Source organism: Tamlana sp. s12 (assembly GCF_016767215.1).
GTDB classification, from domain to species: Bacteria; Bacteroidota; Bacteroidia; order Flavobacteriales; family Flavobacteriaceae; genus Pseudotamlana; species Pseudotamlana agarivorans.
The window spans coordinates 1,792,801-1,811,427 of sequence record NZ_CP068547.1 but is presented as its reverse complement, the minus strand read 5'-3'; the positions used below and the strand labels follow the sequence as shown (position 1 = coordinate 1,811,427).

13 protein-coding genes are annotated in these 18,627 nt (G+C 35.3%); 9 read left to right on the top strand and 4 right to left on the bottom strand.

What is annotated here, in order from left to right; genetic code table 11:
* Positions 1-278: 278 nt before the first annotated feature.
* Genes JJL45_RS07830 through JJL45_RS07820 form a run of 3 tightly spaced genes read left to right on the top strand, consistent with a single transcriptional unit; the run spans position 279 to position 1,815 of the window.
* Positions 279-821 carry an RNA polymerase sigma factor gene (locus JJL45_RS07830; protein WP_068603004.1) on the top strand — a complete coding sequence of 181 codons (543 nt, stop codon included), beginning with the start codon at positions 279-281 and terminating at the stop codon, positions 819-821.
* Between the two features lie 33 nt (positions 822-854).
* The gene (locus JJL45_RS07825; protein WP_068603005.1) at positions 855-1,370 is read left to right on the top strand and encodes a hypothetical protein; all 516 of its coding nucleotides are present in this window, start codon (positions 855-857) and stop codon (positions 1,368-1,370) included.
* A 4-nt stretch (positions 1,371-1,374) separates the two neighbouring features.
* Complete coding sequence (locus JJL45_RS07820) at positions 1,375-1,815, top strand: hypothetical protein (RefSeq protein WP_068603006.1); 441 nt, start codon at positions 1,375-1,377, stop codon at positions 1,813-1,815.
* Here the strand turns inward: JJL45_RS07820 and JJL45_RS07815 are convergent.
* A complete protein-coding gene (locus JJL45_RS07815; RefSeq protein ID WP_202664365.1) occupies positions 1,812-2,969 on the bottom strand; it encodes an oxidoreductase in 1,158 nt (385 codons plus the stop codon). The genes JJL45_RS07820 and JJL45_RS07815 overlap by 4 nt on opposite strands.
* Positions 2,970-3,101: 132 nt before the next feature.
* On the opposite strand from JJL45_RS07815, the gene JJL45_RS07810 reads away from it, so the two are divergent.
* From JJL45_RS07810 to JJL45_RS07795, 4 genes are all read left to right on the top strand, one after another.
* Positions 3,102-4,316 carry an RsmB/NOP family class I SAM-dependent RNA methyltransferase gene (locus tag JJL45_RS07810; RefSeq protein ID WP_068603007.1) on the top strand — a complete coding sequence of 405 codons (1,215 nt, stop codon included), beginning with the start codon at positions 3,102-3,104 and terminating at the stop codon, positions 4,314-4,316.
* Between the two features lie 170 nt (positions 4,317-4,486).
* Positions 4,487-5,347 carry a fructosamine kinase family protein gene (locus JJL45_RS07805; RefSeq protein ID WP_068603008.1) on the top strand — a complete coding sequence of 287 codons (861 nt, stop codon included), beginning with the start codon at positions 4,487-4,489 and terminating at the stop codon, positions 5,345-5,347.
* Between the two features lie 101 nt (positions 5,348-5,448).
* Complete coding sequence (gene purL / locus JJL45_RS07800; protein WP_068603009.1) at positions 5,449-9,141, top strand: phosphoribosylformylglycinamidine synthase; 3,693 nt, start codon at positions 5,449-5,451, stop codon at positions 9,139-9,141.
* Positions 9,142-9,222: 81 nt separating this feature from the next.
* The gene (locus JJL45_RS07795; RefSeq protein ID WP_068603010.1) at positions 9,223-10,632 is read left to right on the top strand and encodes a tetratricopeptide repeat protein; all 1,410 of its coding nucleotides are present in this window, start codon (positions 9,223-9,225) and stop codon (positions 10,630-10,632) included.
* A 99-nt stretch (positions 10,633-10,731) separates the two neighbouring features.
* Here the strand turns inward: JJL45_RS07795 and JJL45_RS07790 are convergent, their stop codons facing one another.
* From JJL45_RS07790 to pflB, 3 genes are all read right to left on the bottom strand, one after another.
* Complete coding sequence (locus JJL45_RS07790; protein ID WP_067148592.1) at positions 10,732-11,514, bottom strand: formate/nitrite transporter family protein; 783 nt, start codon at positions 11,512-11,514, stop codon at positions 10,732-10,734.
* 34 nt (positions 11,515-11,548) lie between these two features.
* Positions 11,549-12,301: a pyruvate formate-lyase-activating protein gene (gene pflA / locus JJL45_RS07785; RefSeq protein ID WP_202664364.1), complete on the bottom strand. Its 753-nt coding sequence runs from the start codon at positions 12,299-12,301 to the stop codon at positions 11,549-11,551.
* Positions 12,302-12,398: 97 nt separating this feature from the next.
* Positions 12,399-14,624, bottom strand: a complete 2,226-nt coding sequence (gene pflB / locus JJL45_RS07780) for a formate C-acetyltransferase (RefSeq protein ID WP_068603147.1) — start codon at positions 14,622-14,624, stop codon at positions 12,399-12,401.
* A 436-nt stretch (positions 14,625-15,060) separates the two neighbouring features.
* Here pflB and JJL45_RS07775 point away from each other — a divergent pair, with 436 nt between their 5' ends.
* Positions 15,061-16,836 carry an AMP-dependent synthetase/ligase gene (locus tag JJL45_RS07775; RefSeq protein ID WP_068603011.1) on the top strand — a complete coding sequence of 592 codons (1,776 nt, stop codon included), beginning with the start codon at positions 15,061-15,063 and terminating at the stop codon, positions 16,834-16,836.
* Between the two features lie 96 nt (positions 16,837-16,932).
* A complete protein-coding gene (locus tag JJL45_RS07770) occupies positions 16,933-18,513 on the top strand; it encodes a serine hydrolase (protein ID WP_068603012.1) in 1,581 nt (526 codons plus the stop codon).
* The last annotated feature ends 114 nt before the right edge of the window (positions 18,514-18,627 follow it).

The following is an 18,627-nucleotide window of genomic DNA, read 5'->3' as shown; positions in this document are numbered from 1 at the left end:
AATTAGAAAAAGGATAGAGATTTGGGTTTCTATCCTTTTTTCTGTTCCTGTCAGACTTGGGGACATCTAACAACATAAGTTAGGTTGTGAAACAAAAATAAACTACAAGCCTTAATTTAGCAAGGAAAAACACAGTTAATCGTCATTTACGAACGTTTCGTCGATAAAACAATCTATAATCCTTTGATTTACAAATCATTTAAAATCTGAGTAAAACAAATAGTATAAGGCATTAAACTTTTTGTAATTTTAGGAGTCCAATATGCAAACATCACTTAGTGACCGACGAAATAACACTAATAGAACAACTACAATCTGAACACCAAAAGGATCAAGCCTTTAAGACGTTGCTAAGCCAATATAAAGAACGCCTGTATTGGCACATTCGTCATATTGTTAAATCTCACGACGACGCCGATGATGTTTTACAGAACACCTTTATAAAAATTTATAAAAACATACATAATTTTAAAGGGGACAGTAAGTTATTTTCTTGGATGTACCGTATTGCAACAAACGAGTCTTTAACTTTTTTAAGCAAAAAAGCCAAGCAAATGCAAATTACCAGTGAAGAGCTACAAACTGCATCCATTAACAATTTAATCTCAGATGTTTATTTTGAAGGCGACGAAATTCAATTAAAATTGCAGCAAGCCATTGCATCCCTTCCAGAAAAGCAACAATTGGTATTTAATATGAAATACTTTCAAGATTTAAAATATAAGGATATGGCCGAAATATTAAACACAAGCGAAGGCGCATTAAAGGCTTCATACCATATTGCCGTAAAAAAAATTGAAGCCTATTTAACCCAAGATTAAACCTTTACAAAAAAACAAAGTCTTATTAATAAGATGAAAACAAATAAAATACATAATATCAAGTCTTCTGGTTTTAAAGCCCCGCAGGATTATTTTGATGCTTTTGATGACAAACTCATGGATAAGCTTAAAAATGAATCGCCTGTACATGATATAAAAACCAGTGGTTTTGAAGTGCCTAAAGATTATTTTAAAACTTTAGACAATACTATTATTAAGAAAATTGAAAGTGACAAACCTACAACTAAAGTCATTCCACTTTTCAATAAAAAAATGATTTTATACGCTACAAGTATCGCGGCTGCTGTGCTATTACTATTTAATTTATCGTTGTTTGATACGAATAGCAAACCAACGTTTGATAGTTTGGATTCTCAATCTGTTGAAAATTATATTTTGAATGAAAACATAAGCTTTTCAGAATTGGCTTCGCTTTTTTCTGATGAAGAATTGAATGCAACCATATTTTCTGAAGACCATATAGACGATGAAAACATAGAGAATTACCTCCTTGATTATTCTGATATTGAAACTTTATTAACCGAATAAACACATGAAAAAGATACTTCTTATACTCCTATTTTGCTGTTCACTTTCTGTTACAGCACAAAAAAACAAACGTGATCATATCAAAGCTTTGAAAGTTGCTTATATCACAGAGAAACTAGACTTCACGCCTAGCGAAGCACAAAAATTTTGGCCTGTTTACAACGCTTACGAAGAAAAACATAGCCAAATTAAACATGATGAATTAAGACAAATTCGAAGTGAGATTAAATCAAATTTCGATACCATGACCGATGATCAAGCGAAAGCCTTAATCGAAAAAGAAAATAAAGCTGAAATGCAATTATATCAGCTTCGCATGGATTTTAATAAGGACCTTGCTAAAATCATTCCTCCGAAAAAAATAATTTTACTTAAGGTTTCGGAAGAAGATTTTAGAAGAAAAATGTTTGAAGAGTTTAAAAAACGTAGAGGCGAAAAACGTTAGTACGTTACATTAATACTATCTTTAAAAGTTAGTTTAGCAATTTTACCAGGCCCGGTACCATAAGCTACCGAATCGTTTAAAAAGCGTAAGGCATAAAACCCAGCTTCGGTAACCTCTTTCCAACTGTTTCCGGAATCTGTGCTATAATAAATGCCTTGAAAACTGCTTGCTACTAGAGCCTTACCACCACTTCTTGGCACATATTGAACACAGCTGCTATATCCTGGCTTTTGATTTTGAGCTATTAATTCCCATGTTTTGCCTCCATCGGAAGTTCTAATTTTATTGGCTGCATTCAATTCGGGATGTTTATAGTCCCCACCAATTGCAAAGCCATGTAATTCATCATAAAAATCGATCGAGTAAATACCTTGGGTTTCTCCTTCACTAGAAATATCTGTTTTAGTAACCTGCCATGTTTGGCCGCGATCTTCAGTATAATAAATGTTACCATGAGTTGTTCCAAACCACGCCTTATCACCTAAGGTTTTTATATTTGTGTTACTTGCCGCAAAAGCGCCTTCACCTATTTCGGCTTCTGGTAATTGTGAACAATCCAGTTTTTTCCAAGTAGCACCGCCATCTCTGGTAATGATAATCGAGATACAACCATTCACACTATCACCAATAGCAATACCATCTTTGTCGTCCCAAAAGGTCATCGCATCATAAAAAACACCTTCACCCTGTTCTTCATACACCAATACCATACGCCCTTTATCACCAGTTTTATAAAGCAAAGCAGGATTTTCAATACTCAGCATAAAGAAATCTGATGAAGTATGTGCCGTTGCTCTAAAGTTTAGTGTCAAGGTATCGCGCTCTATAATAGAGGTTTGCCACATACCTGTTTTAAGGTCATTCATACCAAAAATCCCTTTATTAGCAGCAAAAGCTAAAGTTTTATCTTTTAAAATTTCAAGCGTTCTGATACTAACATCGGCATCACGAAAAATACCCTCAACCTCAACAACGTTTACATTTTTAAGAATTATAGGTTCTTCAACGGTTATAGGAGAAATAGCCAAACTATCGTCGTGTATCACAACAGGCATTTCATCAATAGGTTCTAATGAAGATTCGGTTGATGTATCACGACCTTTTTTACAGCTAAATACAAACAATACAAGGAGGAATGGTAAAATATGTTTCATCTAAAAATTTTTTATAAAAATAGGAATCTAGGCCAACTAACTAAAGCCATTTACTTAATAAAATAGTTAAAATTAAAAATGTCGTGAATTCGTAGCAATTAACGTAACTTTGCACCCTTATTATAATATACGATGCGAATACACAGAAATTTAAGCTTTGCGGTTATTGATGGTTTAACACTCATCTTTAACGAAGGAAAATATGCCGATAAGGTGATTCAACAACTTTTAAAACGAGATAAACGTTGGGGATCTCGCGACAGAGGTTTTGTTGCCGAAACCACCTACGACATTGTACGTTGGAAACGCTTATATGCTGAAATCGCAGAAGTTAAAGCACCTTTTGATCGCGACAACCTATGGCGTATGTTTGCCGTTTGGGCAACTTTAAAAGGTATTAATTTACCCGATTGGAAGTATTTTGAAAACACACCTACCCGTAAAATCAAAGGTCGTTTTGATGAACTTTCTCAAATAAGAAAATTTAAAGAATCGATTCCAGATTGGCTTGATGAAGTTGGCGAAAAAGAATTAGGAGCAGAATTTTGGTCTAAAGAAATATCAGCCCTTAACGAGCAAGCCGATGTTATTTTAAGAGTGAATACTCTAAAAACGACTAAAGAAAAATTACAAGCCGAATTATTCGATTTAAATATAGAAACCGAATTTATTAAAGGCTATCCAAGCGCTTTAAAGCTAAAGGAACGTGCGAATGTTTTTTCTACTGAAGCTTTTAAAAATGGTCATTTTGAAGTTCAAGACGCCTCTTCTCAATTGGTTGCCGAGTTTGCTAATGTACAACCTGGCATGCGTGTGGTAGATACCTGTGCTGGCGCCGGTGGTAAAACACTTCACTTGGCTGCTCTTATGGAGAATAAGGGACAAATTATTGCCATGGATATCTATGCCAATAAACTTCATGAATTAAAACGTCGTGCGAAACGTAATGGCGCTCACAATATAGAACCACGTGCTATCGATTCGACAAAAGTGATTAAAAAACTTTACGATAAAGCAGACCGTGTGGTTATTGATGCACCGTGTTCTGGTTTAGGTGTTTTACGAAGAAATCCGGATGCTAAATGGAAGCTACAACCAGAATTTCTTGATAAAATAAGAAAAACACAGCAAGAGATTTTACAACAGTATTCTAAAATGGTTAAAGCTGGCGGACAAATGGTATATGCTACTTGTTCGGTTCTACCTTCTGAAAACCAGGAGCAAGTTGCAAAATTCTTAAAATCGGAAGCTGGAGCGAATTTCTCATTAATAAAAGACAAAAAAGTATCAGCTCATAAATCTGGGTTTGATGGTTTTTATATGGCTTTATTGGAGCGTAAGGCATAATATCTTCGGTAAAAATGTCTACCTAAATCTGCCTATCGCAGACAGGTATAGTCAAATAAATTTCGGTGATAAAACACCAATTCGACTACGTTTTCTTTAAATCTAAATCAATTTCAAGAGAATTTCACCTGTAGATTTTGAAACGATACGATTCTTTGTATTTTTAATATATGGATTCGACCTTACAGACACATATCTCTGAAATTATAGGCAAACCCATCCATCATGTCTCAGATTTACAAGGTGGAGACATCTCCCATGCTTATAAAATTGCTAGTGATGGCCGTGCTTATTTTTTAAAAACTAATGAAGCCGCTTATGCCTTAGAAATGTTTCAGAATGAAGCGACTTCATTAGGTGCTATAAAGCATACCAATACCATAAAAACACCTGAAATTGTAGCTTGTGGGACTTTTAAAAACCGCGCCTATTTACTGTTGGAATTTATTCCCACCAAAACTGCTGATGCTTCCGATTTTAAAACTTTAGGAAAACAACTCGCCCAACTACACCAAAACACACAGGAAAATTTTGGCTTTCCCCAGCATAATTTCATTGGAAAACTCACTCAAAGCAATACCGAACACGACAATTGGTTAGAATTTTACACTTACGAGCGTTTACTTCCTCAGCTAAACCTAGCCACAGAAAAGGGCTTATTAAAAGCCAATGAAACACCTAGCGAAGCCCAGATCCTTTTCACTTTAAAACCCCTTTTTGAAAACATCAAGCCAAGTTTAATTCATGGCGACTTATGGAGCGGTAATTATCTTATTTCTGATGACGATGTACCCTTCCTCATTGACCCTGCTGCTTATTATGGGCATTATGAAGTTGATATTGCCATGAGCCAACTTTTTGGTGGTTTTGACCAAGAGTTCTATGAAGCTTATTTGCAGGAAGCTGAACGAGAAAGCTTCAATCAAAAACGCATAGAAATTTATCAACTCTACTTTCTTTTAGTGCATTTAAATATGTTTGGCTACTCCTACTATACCGATGTTATGCACATTCTACGTAAGTATTTTTAGCTCCGCTTTCTGTTTCAAAAAACACCAATAAAAAACCAAACACAAATCATTAAAATTGTGTATTTTTGCCTTTTTTAAAACTTACACATAATACATCTAAAATGATTCATTTCTTTGGAAACGTAACCAGCAAAGTTTTCGCTGTTCAAACAACAAAAGAATTATCAACTGAAACTATTTCTAAATTAGAATGGTTATTTGGCAATCAGCCAAAAATAGAACAAGCATCATTGGATGCTTTTTTTGTTGGACCGCGTGCGGCAATGATAACGCCGTGGAGTACCAATGCTGTGGAAATCACTCAAAATATGGGGATTTCGGACATTATTAGAATTGAAGAATTTCAAGCTGTCGCTGAAAACTTTAAAGATTTTGATCCGATGATTTCGGAAAAATTTAAGGGGTTAAACCAGGATTCGTTTACAATTGATATTCAGCCTGAAGCGATTTTAAACATTGAAGATATTGCTGCTTACAATACGCAAGAGGGATTATCTTTAAGTGATGAAGAAGTGGCTTACCTAGAAGGTGTGGCTAAAAAAATTGGTCGCCCGTTAACCGATTCTGAGGTTTTCGGATTTTCGCAAGTGAACTCAGAGCACTGTCGTCACAAAATTTTTAACGGAACCTTTGTGATTGATGGAGAAGAAAAACCAACCTCTTTATTTAAGTTAATTAAAGAAACATCGAAACAACATCCTAACGATATTGTTTCTGCTTATAAAGATAACGTGGCTTTTATTAAAGGCCCAAAAGTGGAACAATTCGCACCGAAACGTGCCGATATTCCTGATTTTTACGAAACTAAAGATTTCGATTCTGTGATTTCGCTTAAAGCGGAAACTCATAACTTCCCTACTACTGTTGAGCCTTTTAACGGCGCTGCAACTGGTTCGGGTGGTGAAATTCGTGATAGATTAGCCGGCGGAAAAGGTTCTATTCCTTTAGCTGGAACGGCAGTTTATATGACGTCGTATTCAAGATTAGAAGAAAACAGACCTTGGGAACAAAAGTTTGAAGCTAGAAAATGGCTATACCAAACCCCAATGGATATATTAATCAAAGCCTCCAATGGTGCTTCCGATTTTGGTAACAAATTCGGCCAGCCACTAATTACAGGTTCTGTTCTTACTTTCGAGCATAATGAAAATCAGTCATCAAGCGATGCTGCTGCTAGACGTTTAGGTTTTGACAAAGTGATTATGCAAGCAGGTGGTATTGGTTACGGAAAAGCAAATCAAGCCTTAAAAGACACGCCTAAAGCAGGTGATAAAATAGTTATTCTAGGTGGTGAAAATTACCGAATTGGAATGGGTGGTGCTGCGGTATCATCGGCCGATACTGGAGAGTTTGCTTCAGGAATTGAATTAAACGCGGTACAGCGTTCGAATCCGGAAATGCAAAAACGTGCTGCTAATGCCGTTCGTGGTATGGTGGAAAGCGATGAAAACTTTATCGTTTCTATTCACGATCATGGTGCTGGCGGACACTTAAACTGTCTTTCGGAATTGGTTGAAGATACCGGTGGAAAAATCGATTTAGATGCGCTTCCTGTTGGAGATCCAACCTTATCAGACAAAGAAATTATTGGTAACGAATCGCAAGAGCGTATGGGCTTAGTGATTGCCGAAAAACATATTGAAACCTTACACAAAATTGCCGATCGTGAGCGTTCACCAATGTATACTGTAGGTGACGTAACTGGAGATGACCGCTTTACGTTTCAGTCTAAAACCAAAGGAAACACACCTATGGATTTAGCTTTAGAGGATATGTTTGGAAGTTCTCCTAAAACCGTTTTAACAGACAAAACAGTTACTAGAAAATATAAAAACGCCAGATACAAAACCAAAAATATTAGCATCTACTTAAATCAAGTTTTACAATTAGAAGCAGTAGCTTGTAAAGATTGGTTAACAAACAAGGTAGACCGTTGTGTTGGAGGAAAAGTGGCGAAACAACAATGTGTTGGACCTTTACAAATCCCATTAAACAATGTTGGGGTTATGGCTTTAGATTTTAAAGGCAAAGAAGGTATTGCAACAACCATTGGGCACTCCCCTATTTCTGGGTTAATTAACCCGCAAGCAGGAAGTAGAAACTCAATTACCGAATCGCTTACCAATATTGTTTGGGCGCCATTAAAGGATGGCTTACAATCCATTTCGCTTTCGGCAAACTGGATGTGGCCTTGTAAAAATGAAGGTGAAGATGCGCGTTTGTATGAAGCTGTTCAAGCGGTTTCAGAATTTGCGATCGATTTAGGTGTGAATGTGCCAACAGGTAAAGATTCGCTTTCAATGAAGCAAAAATATCCTGATGGTGATGTGATTTCTCCTGGTACGGTTATTATTTCTGCAGGAGCTAACTGTAATGATATCACCAAGGTGGTAGAGCCAGTTTTAAAACAAAATGGCGGAAACATATACTACATTAACATCTCTCAAGATGACTTTAAACTAGGAGGAAGTTCTTTCAACCAAGTATTAAATGCTATTGGTAGCGATGCGCCTGACGTGAAGAATCCTGCTTTTGTTAAGACAGCTTTCAACACCATTCAAGATTTAATTAAAGCAGATAAAATACAAGCGGGGCACGATGTGGCTTCTGGTGGTTTAATTACCACTTTATTAGAGCTTTGTTTTGCTGATGTAAATTTAGGTGCCGATTTAGACCTTTCTGCGTTAAACGAAGAAGATTCTATCAAGGTTTTATTTGCTGAAAATAGCGGATTAGTTTTCCAAGCGGATGCTTCGGTAGAAACGGTTTTAGCTGAAAACAACATTGAGTTCTTTAACATTGGTTCTGCTAATGACACTGGAAACCTCAACATTAAAAATAACGACGATACGTTCACATTCAACATTACTGAAACTAGAGACGTTTGGTATAAAACATCTTTCTTATTAGACCAAAAGCAAACGGCAAATGGTTTAGCTCAAGCTCGTTTTGATAATTTTAAAAATCAACCGCTACAATACACCTTCCCTGAAAACTTTACAGGTGTGATGGCAGACATCGTGAAAAATACAGCCCCAGTGGGTAAACGTCCAAAAGCTGCTATTCTTCGTGAAAAAGGATCTAACTCAGAACGTGAAATGGCTAATGCTATGTTTTTAGCTGGATTTGATGTGAAAGACGTACACATGACCGATTTAATTTCTGGTCGTGAAACTTTAGAAGACATTCAGTTTTTAGGTGCTGTTGGTGGTTTCTCTAACTCCGATGTTTTAGGATCGGCTAAAGGTTGGGCTGGCGCCATTAAATACAATCAAAAAGCGAATAAAGCGATAAAGAATTTCTTTAAAAGAGAAGATACGCTTTCTGTAGGAATCTGTAATGGTTGTCAGTTATTTATGGAACTGGAAGAAATTAATCCAGAACATGACATTCACGGAAAAATGCACCATAACGATTCTCAAAAACACGAGAGTTCGTTTACTTCTGTAAAAATTCAAGAGAACCACTCGGTAATGCTTTCTAGCCTTGCTGGAAGTACTTTAGGGGTTTGGATTTCGCATGGTGAAGGAAAATTTAACTTACCCTATGCAGAAGACCAATACAATATTGTAGCAAAATATGGTTATGAAGGTTACCCAAATAACCCTAACGGATCCGATTATAACACAGCCATGCTTTGTGATAAAACAGGTCGCCACTTAGTAACCATGCCACATATTGAGCGTTCTACGTTCCAATGGAACTGGGCAAACTATCCTGATAACAGAAAAGACGAAGTAACGCCATGGCTGGAAGCATTTGTGAATGCACGACTTTGGATTGAGAAGAAATAAAACAATTCTAATATATTTAAAAAGCTCCAACGTTTGTTGGAGCTTTTTTTTTATATCTAAAAAAAATGTACTTTTCAACTTATGAAAAACTTACTGACTATCCTGCTGTTTCTAACTTCAATTGGGAATTTGATTGCTCAATCTGAAAAATCAAACATTACGAAACGCTACTTCTACCATGATAAAGTTATCGCTAGAGAAAAATGGTTTGGTGATGACAAGAAAATAGACAGTCTGAAAACATACTACAAATCCGGAAAACTTGATGAATGCTTTTATTTTATCAATGGAAGATATCAAGGAAAATCATTTAAATACAACCCTGCTGGAAAAAAAATAACCACTTGGGAATTTGACAATGGGGAACTTATTAGTAGAACGGATCATATCATTGAATTTAATAAAAAAACAGAAGAAAAAGTACTAAAAGCACATGCAAGTCTTAAAGAATTGAATCTTAAAATAAAGGAAGAACCTAGAAGCCTAAAATTAAGATTTCAAAGAGCAAGCATAAGAAAATATCTTGGCAACAACACATTAGCTCTTAATGATTTTAAAAAGGCAGAAAAACACCTATTAAAGATTTCAAAAACCAAAAAAGTTCCTGAGAAAATATTAGGAAGTCTTTACGACAATTTGGCTAATATTTATGCAGACTATGAAATGCACGACTACTGCATTCAATACAAACTAAAAGCCATAAAAGCTTCGCCTAAAGAAAGTAGGCTTTACCATAATCTGGGTTCTTACCTAATAACAGTTAAATCTTACCGACTAGGCATAGTATATTTAAACAAAGCTATAGAAATGGTGCCAAACCATTCGTTCGCCAATTGGGCACTCTCAGCTGCTTATACCGATTTAGGAGAATACGATAAAGCCATGGTTTGTGTAAATATCGCTTTTAAGAATGAAGCGAATTTATATAAGCGAGGTGAAATAAATACAGAAAGAGACCTAAGAACCATTCGGGGCTTATTATATCATAAATTGGGTGATTCGGATAAAGGCATAGCCGATTTAGAAGAAGCCTTAATTATAAATAACAACAATTCTTTTGCCTATAGGAATTTAGGTGAAATTTACTTCGACCTAGGCAATTACAATAAAGCTTGTGAATTATTAACCAAAGCTAGAACTCTGGGCTACGAAAAAACATTCGACCGTGACGATTTACAAGACTACCTTGATTATTCTTGTGAACACGTTGTTGATGAAAAACAAATAGTAGAAACAACATCTGAAACTTTTGAAACTACAAAACTCGCCGAAAAACCTTATGCTTATCCTAACCCAACAAAAGGAGAAGTAAACATCAAAAATCTGCTGTTTGAAGATTATGATTTTTTAATTTTTGATTTTTCCGGAAAACAAGTTAAACAAGGCAAAAAAAATACAGGTATTAATTTATCTGATTTACCAAGTGGTGTTTATATTATTAAAGTAATCCATAAGGATAAAAGTGAAACCTTTAGAGTTATTCGAGAATAAATCTTAAAACAAAATAACTAAAAAGGGTGTCTTTCATATATTGAAAAACACCCTTTTTTATTATAATTATTCCAGTTATTAACTGATAATTTAAAACTCTTAATTCTCTTCTTTACCAAACAAATATCCATACGGCATCCCTACAAATAAGGCGCCTCCAACAATATTACCTAAAGTTGCTGGAATTAAATTTTTAATAAAGAAAGTACTCCAAGTAATATCGGCACCTTCAAAAATAGATAACGGAATAAAGTACATATTGGCAATACTGTGTTCAAAGCCCATAGTTACGAAGGCCATTACAGGAATCCAAATGGCTACTATTTTTCCTATCGTGTTTTTAGCAGCAATACCTTGCCAAATTGCTAAACACACCAACCAGTTGGCCCCAATCCCTTTTATAAAAGTCACGAGAAACGTATTGCTTGTTTTGCTTTTGGCTATTTTATGAACCATATCAATATACGGTGTATCTGCTACTAGGTGCGTTAAATAAGTTATGATATAAGCCACAAATAAAGCGCCGACAAAATTTCCTATGTACACTAATCCCCAGTTTCTTAACATGGCGTATGCACGCTGTCTTTTGGTTAAAATATTAGGAATGAAATAGGCATTATTTCCTGTAAAAAGTTCGGCGCCTACTATAACCACCAAAATAAGTCCGAGTGGGAACGCCGCGCCAAATAAAAATTTAGCAAACCCAGGATTATTAGCTGCTATTCCAGGAGAGCCACCAGATATAATAATGGCTAATAAACCTCCAAAAGCGACGTAAGCTCCTGCTAAAAATGCAAGAATTAATGTTTTACTAACTTTATAACCTTCTTTATTCAAGGCTATTTCATTCACTATTTTTATACCTTCTTTAGGGGTGTGCATGATATAATTGATGTAATAAATTTTAAGGAGAACACTAATTCACCTTAACTTCTTTAAAATATTGATTTAAAATTTCTACAGCAGCATCGATCTCCTCCTTCGTATTTTCACGAGCATCTTTCAACTCATACTCCCAACCTAAGGCTTCCCATTTATGGATGCCTAATTTATGATACGGCTGAATTTCTAACTTTTCAATAGTTTTATAATCCTTAAAATGTTCGCCAAGAGCATGAAGCAATTCAGGTTTGTTTGTAATGCCAGGAATTAACACGTATCGCAACCACATCGCTTTTCCAGATTCCTCACGATGTTTAGCAAAAGTTAAAGCCGTTTCCATATTACGTTGCCCAGTTAAAGCTTCATAACCAGCTTCGGTCATATGTTTAATATCTAACATGATTAAATCGGCATAATCGTCTAACAAAGTTTTCGCGAAGTTGTTTAATAATCGACCGTTAGTATCAATATTAGTATGAATCCCCTCTTCTTTTAATCGCTTGAAAAAAGGCACTAGCGCTTTCGATTGTAATAAAGGTTCGCCGCCAGAAACAGTAACACCACCTTTTTTTCCGAAGTAAGGCTTTACTTTTAATACCTTTTCAACCAATTCTTCAATTTCGTATGGTTGACCTCCAGAAGTTTCAATCGTATCCGGATTATGACAATACAGACACTTCAATTTACAGCCTTGTAAAAAAACTACAAAACGAATGCCTGGTCCGTCATGGGTTCCAAATGATTCAATGGAATGAACATGTAATATGTGATCTTGAGTTTTTGCCATGTTAGTTATCTTCAAATATAAATTAAAAAATAAGCATCTGAAAAATACAGTATTTATACTTCATTTCCAGATGCTTTTTCAAAATATAAATAAAACTCTACATGGATTCGTGGAAAGAACGTGTAATCACTTCTAATTGCTGTTCTCTAGTTAATCTAACAAAGTTCACAGCATATCCAGAAACACGAATCGTTAATTGAGGATAATCCTCTGGGCGCTCCATAGCATCCATTAACATTTCTCTGTCTAAAACATTCACATTTAAGTGCTGCGCATTTCTACTGAAATAGCCATCAATAATAGTTGCTAAATTGTCGATACGATCTGTTTCTGAAGATCCTAAAGATTTTGGCACCATTGAGAATGTGTTTGAAATACCGTCTAATGAATCTTTATAATCAATTTTAGAAACTGAGTTTAAAGAAGCAATAGCACCGTTACAATCACGACCGTGCATTGGATTTGCTCCAGGAGCAAAAGCAATACCACTTGGTCTACCATCTGGTGTAGCTCCGGTTTTCTTACCGTAAGACACGTTTGATGTGATGGTTAACACAGACATTGTTGGTTCAGCATCTTTATAAACTGGCAATTGTTTTAACTCGTTATTAAAATCGGCTACAGCATTAGCAGCTAAAGTATCTACGCGGTCATCATCATTTCCGTATTTTGGAAACTCACCTTCAATTTTAAAATCAACCGTTAACCCATCTTCATTTCTTATCGGTTTAACTTTAGCATATTTAATAGCTGAAAGTGAATCGGCTACAATAGACAATCCTGCAATACCATAGGCAATATTGATGCCTGGGTTAGTATCGATTAAAGCCATTTGCGCTTTTTCGTAATAGTACTTATCGTGCATGTAGTGAATAATATTCATAGAATCATTATACACACGAGCCACCTCTTTCATAGCGATTTTAAAGTTCGCCATTACAGTATCGAAATCTAAATACTCACCATCCAATTCTTTAATACCTTCAACCATAGGTTTTCCAGTATTTTCACAACGTCCGCCATTAACAGCTAACAATAAGGTTTTAGCTAAGTTGGTACGTGCTCCAAAAAACTGAATAGATTTCCCTAAGCTTTGGTAAGACACACAACATGCAATTCCGTAATCGTCAGATCCACGTTGTGCACGCATTAAATTATCATTTTCAAACTGAATTGAAGAGGTATCAATCGCTACTTTAGCACAATAATCTTTAAAATTTTGTGGTAACTCTTGAGACCATAAAATCGTCATATTCGGTTCTGGTGAAGGCCCTAAATTATATAAGGTATTTAAGAAACGGAACGATGTTTTAGTAACTTTCGTTCTACCATCTTCAAACATACCTCCAATAGCCTCGGTTACCCAAGTAGGATCACCTGCAAAAATCTCGTCGTAAGCCGCCATTCTTAAGTGACGTACCATACGTAATTTCATAACGAACTGATCGATGTATTCTTGAGCTTGTTCCTCTGTAATTAAGCCTTCTTTTAAATCATTTTCAATATAAATATCTAAGAAGGTAGATACATTACCTAATGACATCGCAGCACCATCTTGCTCTTTTACAGCAGCTAAATAAGCCATGTACGTCCATTGTACTGCTTCTTGAGCGTTTTGAGCTGGACGACCTAAATCTAAATCGTATTTAGCACCTAGTTCAAGCATTTCATTTAATGCTTTTATTTGTGATGATACTTCTTCACGTAAACGAATAACAGCTTCTGTCATTGGTCCAGTGATGTTGCCTAAATCTTCTTTTTTAGCTTCAATTAAAGCGTTAATTCCGTAAAGAGCCACACGACGGTAATCTCCAATAATTCTACCTCTAGCATAATTATCTGGCAATCCAGTTAAAAATCCTAAAGAACGGAATTTTCTAATTTCAGCATTATAAGCATCAAAAACACCATCGTTATGGGTTTTAACGTATTTAGAAAATAATTCGGTTAAATTATCATTAGGTTTTACACCTTGTTCCTGTAAAGCTTTTTGAACCACTTTAAAACCTCCAAAAGGTTTCATAGCACGTTTTAATAACTCATCGGTTTGTAAACCAACAATAACTTCATTGTCTTTATCTATATATCCCGCTTCAAAAGCGTTTACTGAAGAAATTACTTCTGTATCTACGGCACGAACACCGTTTCTTTGTCTCTCTTCTTGGGTCGCAACTTTACAAACTTCCCATAATTTGTTAGTTTTCTCGCTTGGTCCAACTAAAAATTCATGAGTTCCATGGTACGGTGTGATGTTTTGAAATACAAAATCTCTAACATTAATGTTCTCCGTCCAAATTCCGTTTTTAAACTGTTTTACTTCCATGTTTTTTATATTAATCTTTTGAATATAATTTCGCATCCATGATGTGTATACAAAGGTATAACCTGATCTCATCTAATAAACTGACATTTATCAGTTTCCAGTTTAAACTGAGGTTTTTACCTCTCGAAAACGTTTGAAATTCAATTATTAGACTTTAATTATTTCAATATTTTCAGTCTTTTTAAAGAGGAGTAATTTTAATTCCATCATAGACACTAGAAATCCTCAATATTTCAACCTCAACATTAGAAGATTCATAAAAGCTTTATAATTTATCTTTTTTTATTATTAGTGTATATTTTGAACATGGAAATGCATTAATCTTATTCTAAGGCTAAAAAATTAACAAATGTTTATCTTATCTTGTAAAGTCTTATTTGATAATCTTATTTAATTTCATATTTTGCGCGATACCACACTATACTAGAAACATAAGATGACTGAAATCACTAGATTATTTGATTTTCCTTATTTTCAACTTGAAAATAAACCAACTGATTCTGCTTTAGTTACAAAATATAACGGCGAATGGGTTAAAACATCAACTCAAGAATATATTGATAAAGCCAATGCCATGAGCCGCGCTTTGTTGAAACTTGGGGTCAATAAAGATGATAAAATAGCGGTTATATCATCTTCTAATCGAACCGAATGGAATATAGTAGATATTGGTGTTTTACAACTTGGTGCTCAAAATGTACCTATATATCCTACGATTTCTGCTGAAGACTATGAATTTATTTTAAATCATAGCGAATCGATTTACTGTTTTGTTTCTGATGAAGAGGTTTTAGAAAAAGTCAATAAAGTTAGACACCGTACAAAATTAAAAGAGATTTATTCCTTTAATATCATCGAGGGATGTAAACACTACTCTGAATTGCTAGAGCTTGGAGCTGATACTAGTAATCAAATCGATGTTGAAACCAGAAAAGATGCTGTATCACCTAACGATCTCGCAACGATTATTTACACCTCAGGAACCACAGGTAAACCCAAAGGTGTAATGCTTTCTCACTGGAATATTACAAGCAATGTGTTAAACAGTATTCCAAGGCTACCTATAAGAGGCGAAAAAACTAAAATTTTAAGCTTTTTACCTATTTGTCACATTTTCGAACGTGTATTGATTTACATCTATCAGCATGCGGGAGCATCGATTTATTACGCCGAAAGTCTTGACAAAATTGCCGATAATGCTAAGGAAATTAAGCCTAATCTTATGAGTGTAGTCCCCAGACTATTAGAAAAAGTTTATGACAAAATCATGGCTAAAGGCACCGAGCTTACCGGTGTTAAAAAAGCACTATTCTTTTGGGCTGTAAGCCTAGGTGAAATATGGGAGCCTTATAAACAAAATGGCGCTTGGTATGAATTTAAACTGAGTATTGCCAACAAACTTATTTTTAGTAAATGGCGTGAAGCTTTAGGTGGTGAGTTGTATACCATGGTTTCTGGAAGTGCTGCCCTGCAGCCGCGTTTAGCTAGAATATTTTGTGCTGCTGGTATGCAAATTATGGAAGGATACGGACTTACAGAAACATCGCCCGTGATATCGGTTGGAAAGTACGCCAATAACATGTTTAAAATTGGCACCGTTGGAAAACCTATAGCTAATACTGAAGTAAAAATTGCCGAAGATGGTGAAATCCTAATAAAAGGACCAAACGTGATGCTTGGTTACTATAAAGACCCTGAAAGAACGGCCGAAGTTATGACAGGTGATTATTTTCATACCGGAGACAAAGGTGAAATTGATGGTGAGGGCTTTTTAAAAATAACAGGGCGTAAAAAGGAAATGTTTAAAACTTCTGGTGGCAAATACGTAATTCCTACCCTACTTGAAAACGATTTAAAACAATCCCGCTTTATTGAACAAATCATGGTTATTGGCGAAGGCGAAAAGATGCCAGCCGCCCTTATTCAACCAAACTTTGAATTTATTAACGAGTGGATTGAACGTAAAAAACATAATATTAATACGCGCGATACCACAGCCGTTGCTAATTCTGAAATCGTCATAAATCGCATTCAAAAAGAAATAGACCATTGCAACAAAAAATTTGGTAAATGGGAACAAATTAAAACTTTCCGGTTAACTCCAGATGTTTGGTCTATAAAATCTGGACATCTTACGCCTACTATGAAAATGCGAAGAGCCGTGATTAAAGACATGTACCATGATCTTATTGAAAATATTTATAGGCCTTAATACCACGAATAGCTAGACTTTATTTTTTCTCATTAGCAGAATTAATAGGACTAATTTTTTGTATATTTATTACATAACCCCTTAATATTAAGGACCATGAATAATAAATTTACATTTTTAGTGCTAGTACTTTTACTTGGACTTTTGTCTCAAGTTTCCACTTCCCAGGTTTCTGATAAAGAAATTGATGCCATTGTTAAAAAATCCATGGATAACTTTACAGTAGCCGGGGCCTCCATTGCCGTTGTGAAAGATGGTAAAATTATTATCCAAAAAGGATACGGCGTAACCTCTATCGAAACCCATCAAAAGGTAGATAAAAACACCATTTTTGGCATTGCTTCAAACACAAAAGCATTTACCGCAGCAGCCCTAGCTATTCTTGTTGATGAAGGTAAACTAACATGGAATGACCCCGTAATTAAGCATATTCCAGAATTTAAAATGTATAATGCTTATGCTACAAACAACTTCAACATTATCGACCTCATCACGCATCGTAGTGGTTTAGCAGAAGGTGCTGGAGACTTGATGCTGATGCCTACAGGCTCAGATTTTACAATGAATGATGTTCTAACTAACTACCAATACTTTAAACCTGTTTCAGCTTTTAGAACAGAGGCCGCTTACAATACCGTTCTCTTTTTGGTAGCAAGGGAAATTATTACCAGAATTAGTGGTATTTCTTACGGAGCATTTATTCAGAAACGAATTTTAGAACCACTTAAAATGAACAATTCCTGTTATGGCTATTCCAAAACTTTAAATAAACCCAATGTCTCAAAATTTCATATCAGCAAGGAAAACAAATTAAACATTGAAGAAACTCCTAATTGGGATAATAAAAAAGTAAAAGATGCTCTTGACTTTGACTTCGTTTACTCTAATGCCCATGATATGACGAGTTGGATGCTTCTTCATCTTAATAATGGAAAATACGGACCCGATTTAAAGCAGCAACTTTTTTCTGAAAAAAATCTTCAAGAAATATGGAAAATCCACACGGTTACTACAAGATCAAAAGACCCAAGGTACCGTTCAAATTTTTCAGGAGCTGGACTAGGCTGGGGATTACAGGATATTAACGGTCATTTACAGGCTTCACATTTGGGTGGTTTTATGTGGAATAGAATCACCTTAATTCCAGACTTAAATCTTGGTATTATAGTGCTAACAAACACCTCCTTTGATGGATATGGCCTAGTAAATGCTGTAACTCAAGCCGTTTTAGATAAATATTTAGGTTTAGATGAATTTGATTGGATAAAAATATACAAGGACAGATTAAATTTCGATACAAGTGAAGCCGATGCTGTTGTGGATAAAGTTTGGGCTACAGTAAAAGCTGCAGAAACGAAACACCTCAACTTAAATAATTATGCAGGTACATATAAAGACCCTTGGCTTGGCCAAGTAGAAATTTCAAAAAAAGAAAATCAACTTTGGTTCAAATCCTTGCGTTCTCCAAAACTATCTGGTCCCATGCATTATTACAAGGCCAATACTTTTGCTGTAAAATGGACCGATTTTGGTATGCCAGACACCGATGCCTTCGTCATGTTTCAATTGGACGAAGAAGGTAAATCTATAGGTTTTAAAATGAAAGGCATATCTCCAATAACAGACCCAAGTAACAATTACCCCGACTTAGACTTTTCTAGAATAAAGGACAATTAATTCATATTTTAAATGCGAGTCATTCCAATTTAAACAAGACTTATGTTTGTCCTGTAATCTTTTACTTTTTAATAAAAAATTAGCTTAAATTTCTCGCATCTTTGTTATGCATGC

Coding starts and splice junctions, on each gene's coding strand:
- JJL45_RS07825 (WP_068603005.1), top strand. CDS start 855: ATGAAAACAAATAAAATACATAATATCAAGTCTTCTGGTTTTAAAGCC.
- JJL45_RS07820 (WP_068603006.1), top strand. CDS start 1,375: ATGAAAAAGATACTTCTTATACTCCTATTTTGCTGTTCACTTTCTGTT.
- JJL45_RS07815 (WP_202664365.1), bottom strand. CDS start 2,969: ATGAAACATATTTTACCATTCCTCCTTGTATTGTTTGTATTTAGCTGT.
- JJL45_RS07810 (WP_068603007.1), top strand. CDS start 3,102: ATGCGAATACACAGAAATTTAAGCTTTGCGGTTATTGATGGTTTAACA.
- JJL45_RS07805 (WP_068603008.1), top strand. CDS start 4,487: ATGGATTCGACCTTACAGACACATATCTCTGAAATTATAGGCAAACCC.
- purL (WP_068603009.1), top strand. CDS start 5,449: ATGATTCATTTCTTTGGAAACGTAACCAGCAAAGTTTTCGCTGTTCAA.
- JJL45_RS07795 (WP_068603010.1), top strand. CDS start 9,223: ATGAAAAACTTACTGACTATCCTGCTGTTTCTAACTTCAATTGGGAAT.
- JJL45_RS07790 (WP_067148592.1), bottom strand. CDS start 11,514: ATGCACACCCCTAAAGAAGGTATAAAAATAGTGAATGAAATAGCCTTG.
- pflA (WP_202664364.1), bottom strand. CDS start 12,301: ATGGCAAAAACTCAAGATCACATATTACATGTTCATTCCATTGAATCA.
- pflB (WP_068603147.1), bottom strand. CDS start 14,624: ATGGAAGTAAAACAGTTTAAAAACGGAATTTGGACGGAGAACATTAAT.
- JJL45_RS07775 (WP_068603011.1), top strand. CDS start 15,061: ATGACTGAAATCACTAGATTATTTGATTTTCCTTATTTTCAACTTGAA.
- JJL45_RS07770 (WP_068603012.1), top strand. CDS start 16,933: ATGAATAATAAATTTACATTTTTAGTGCTAGTACTTTTACTTGGACTT.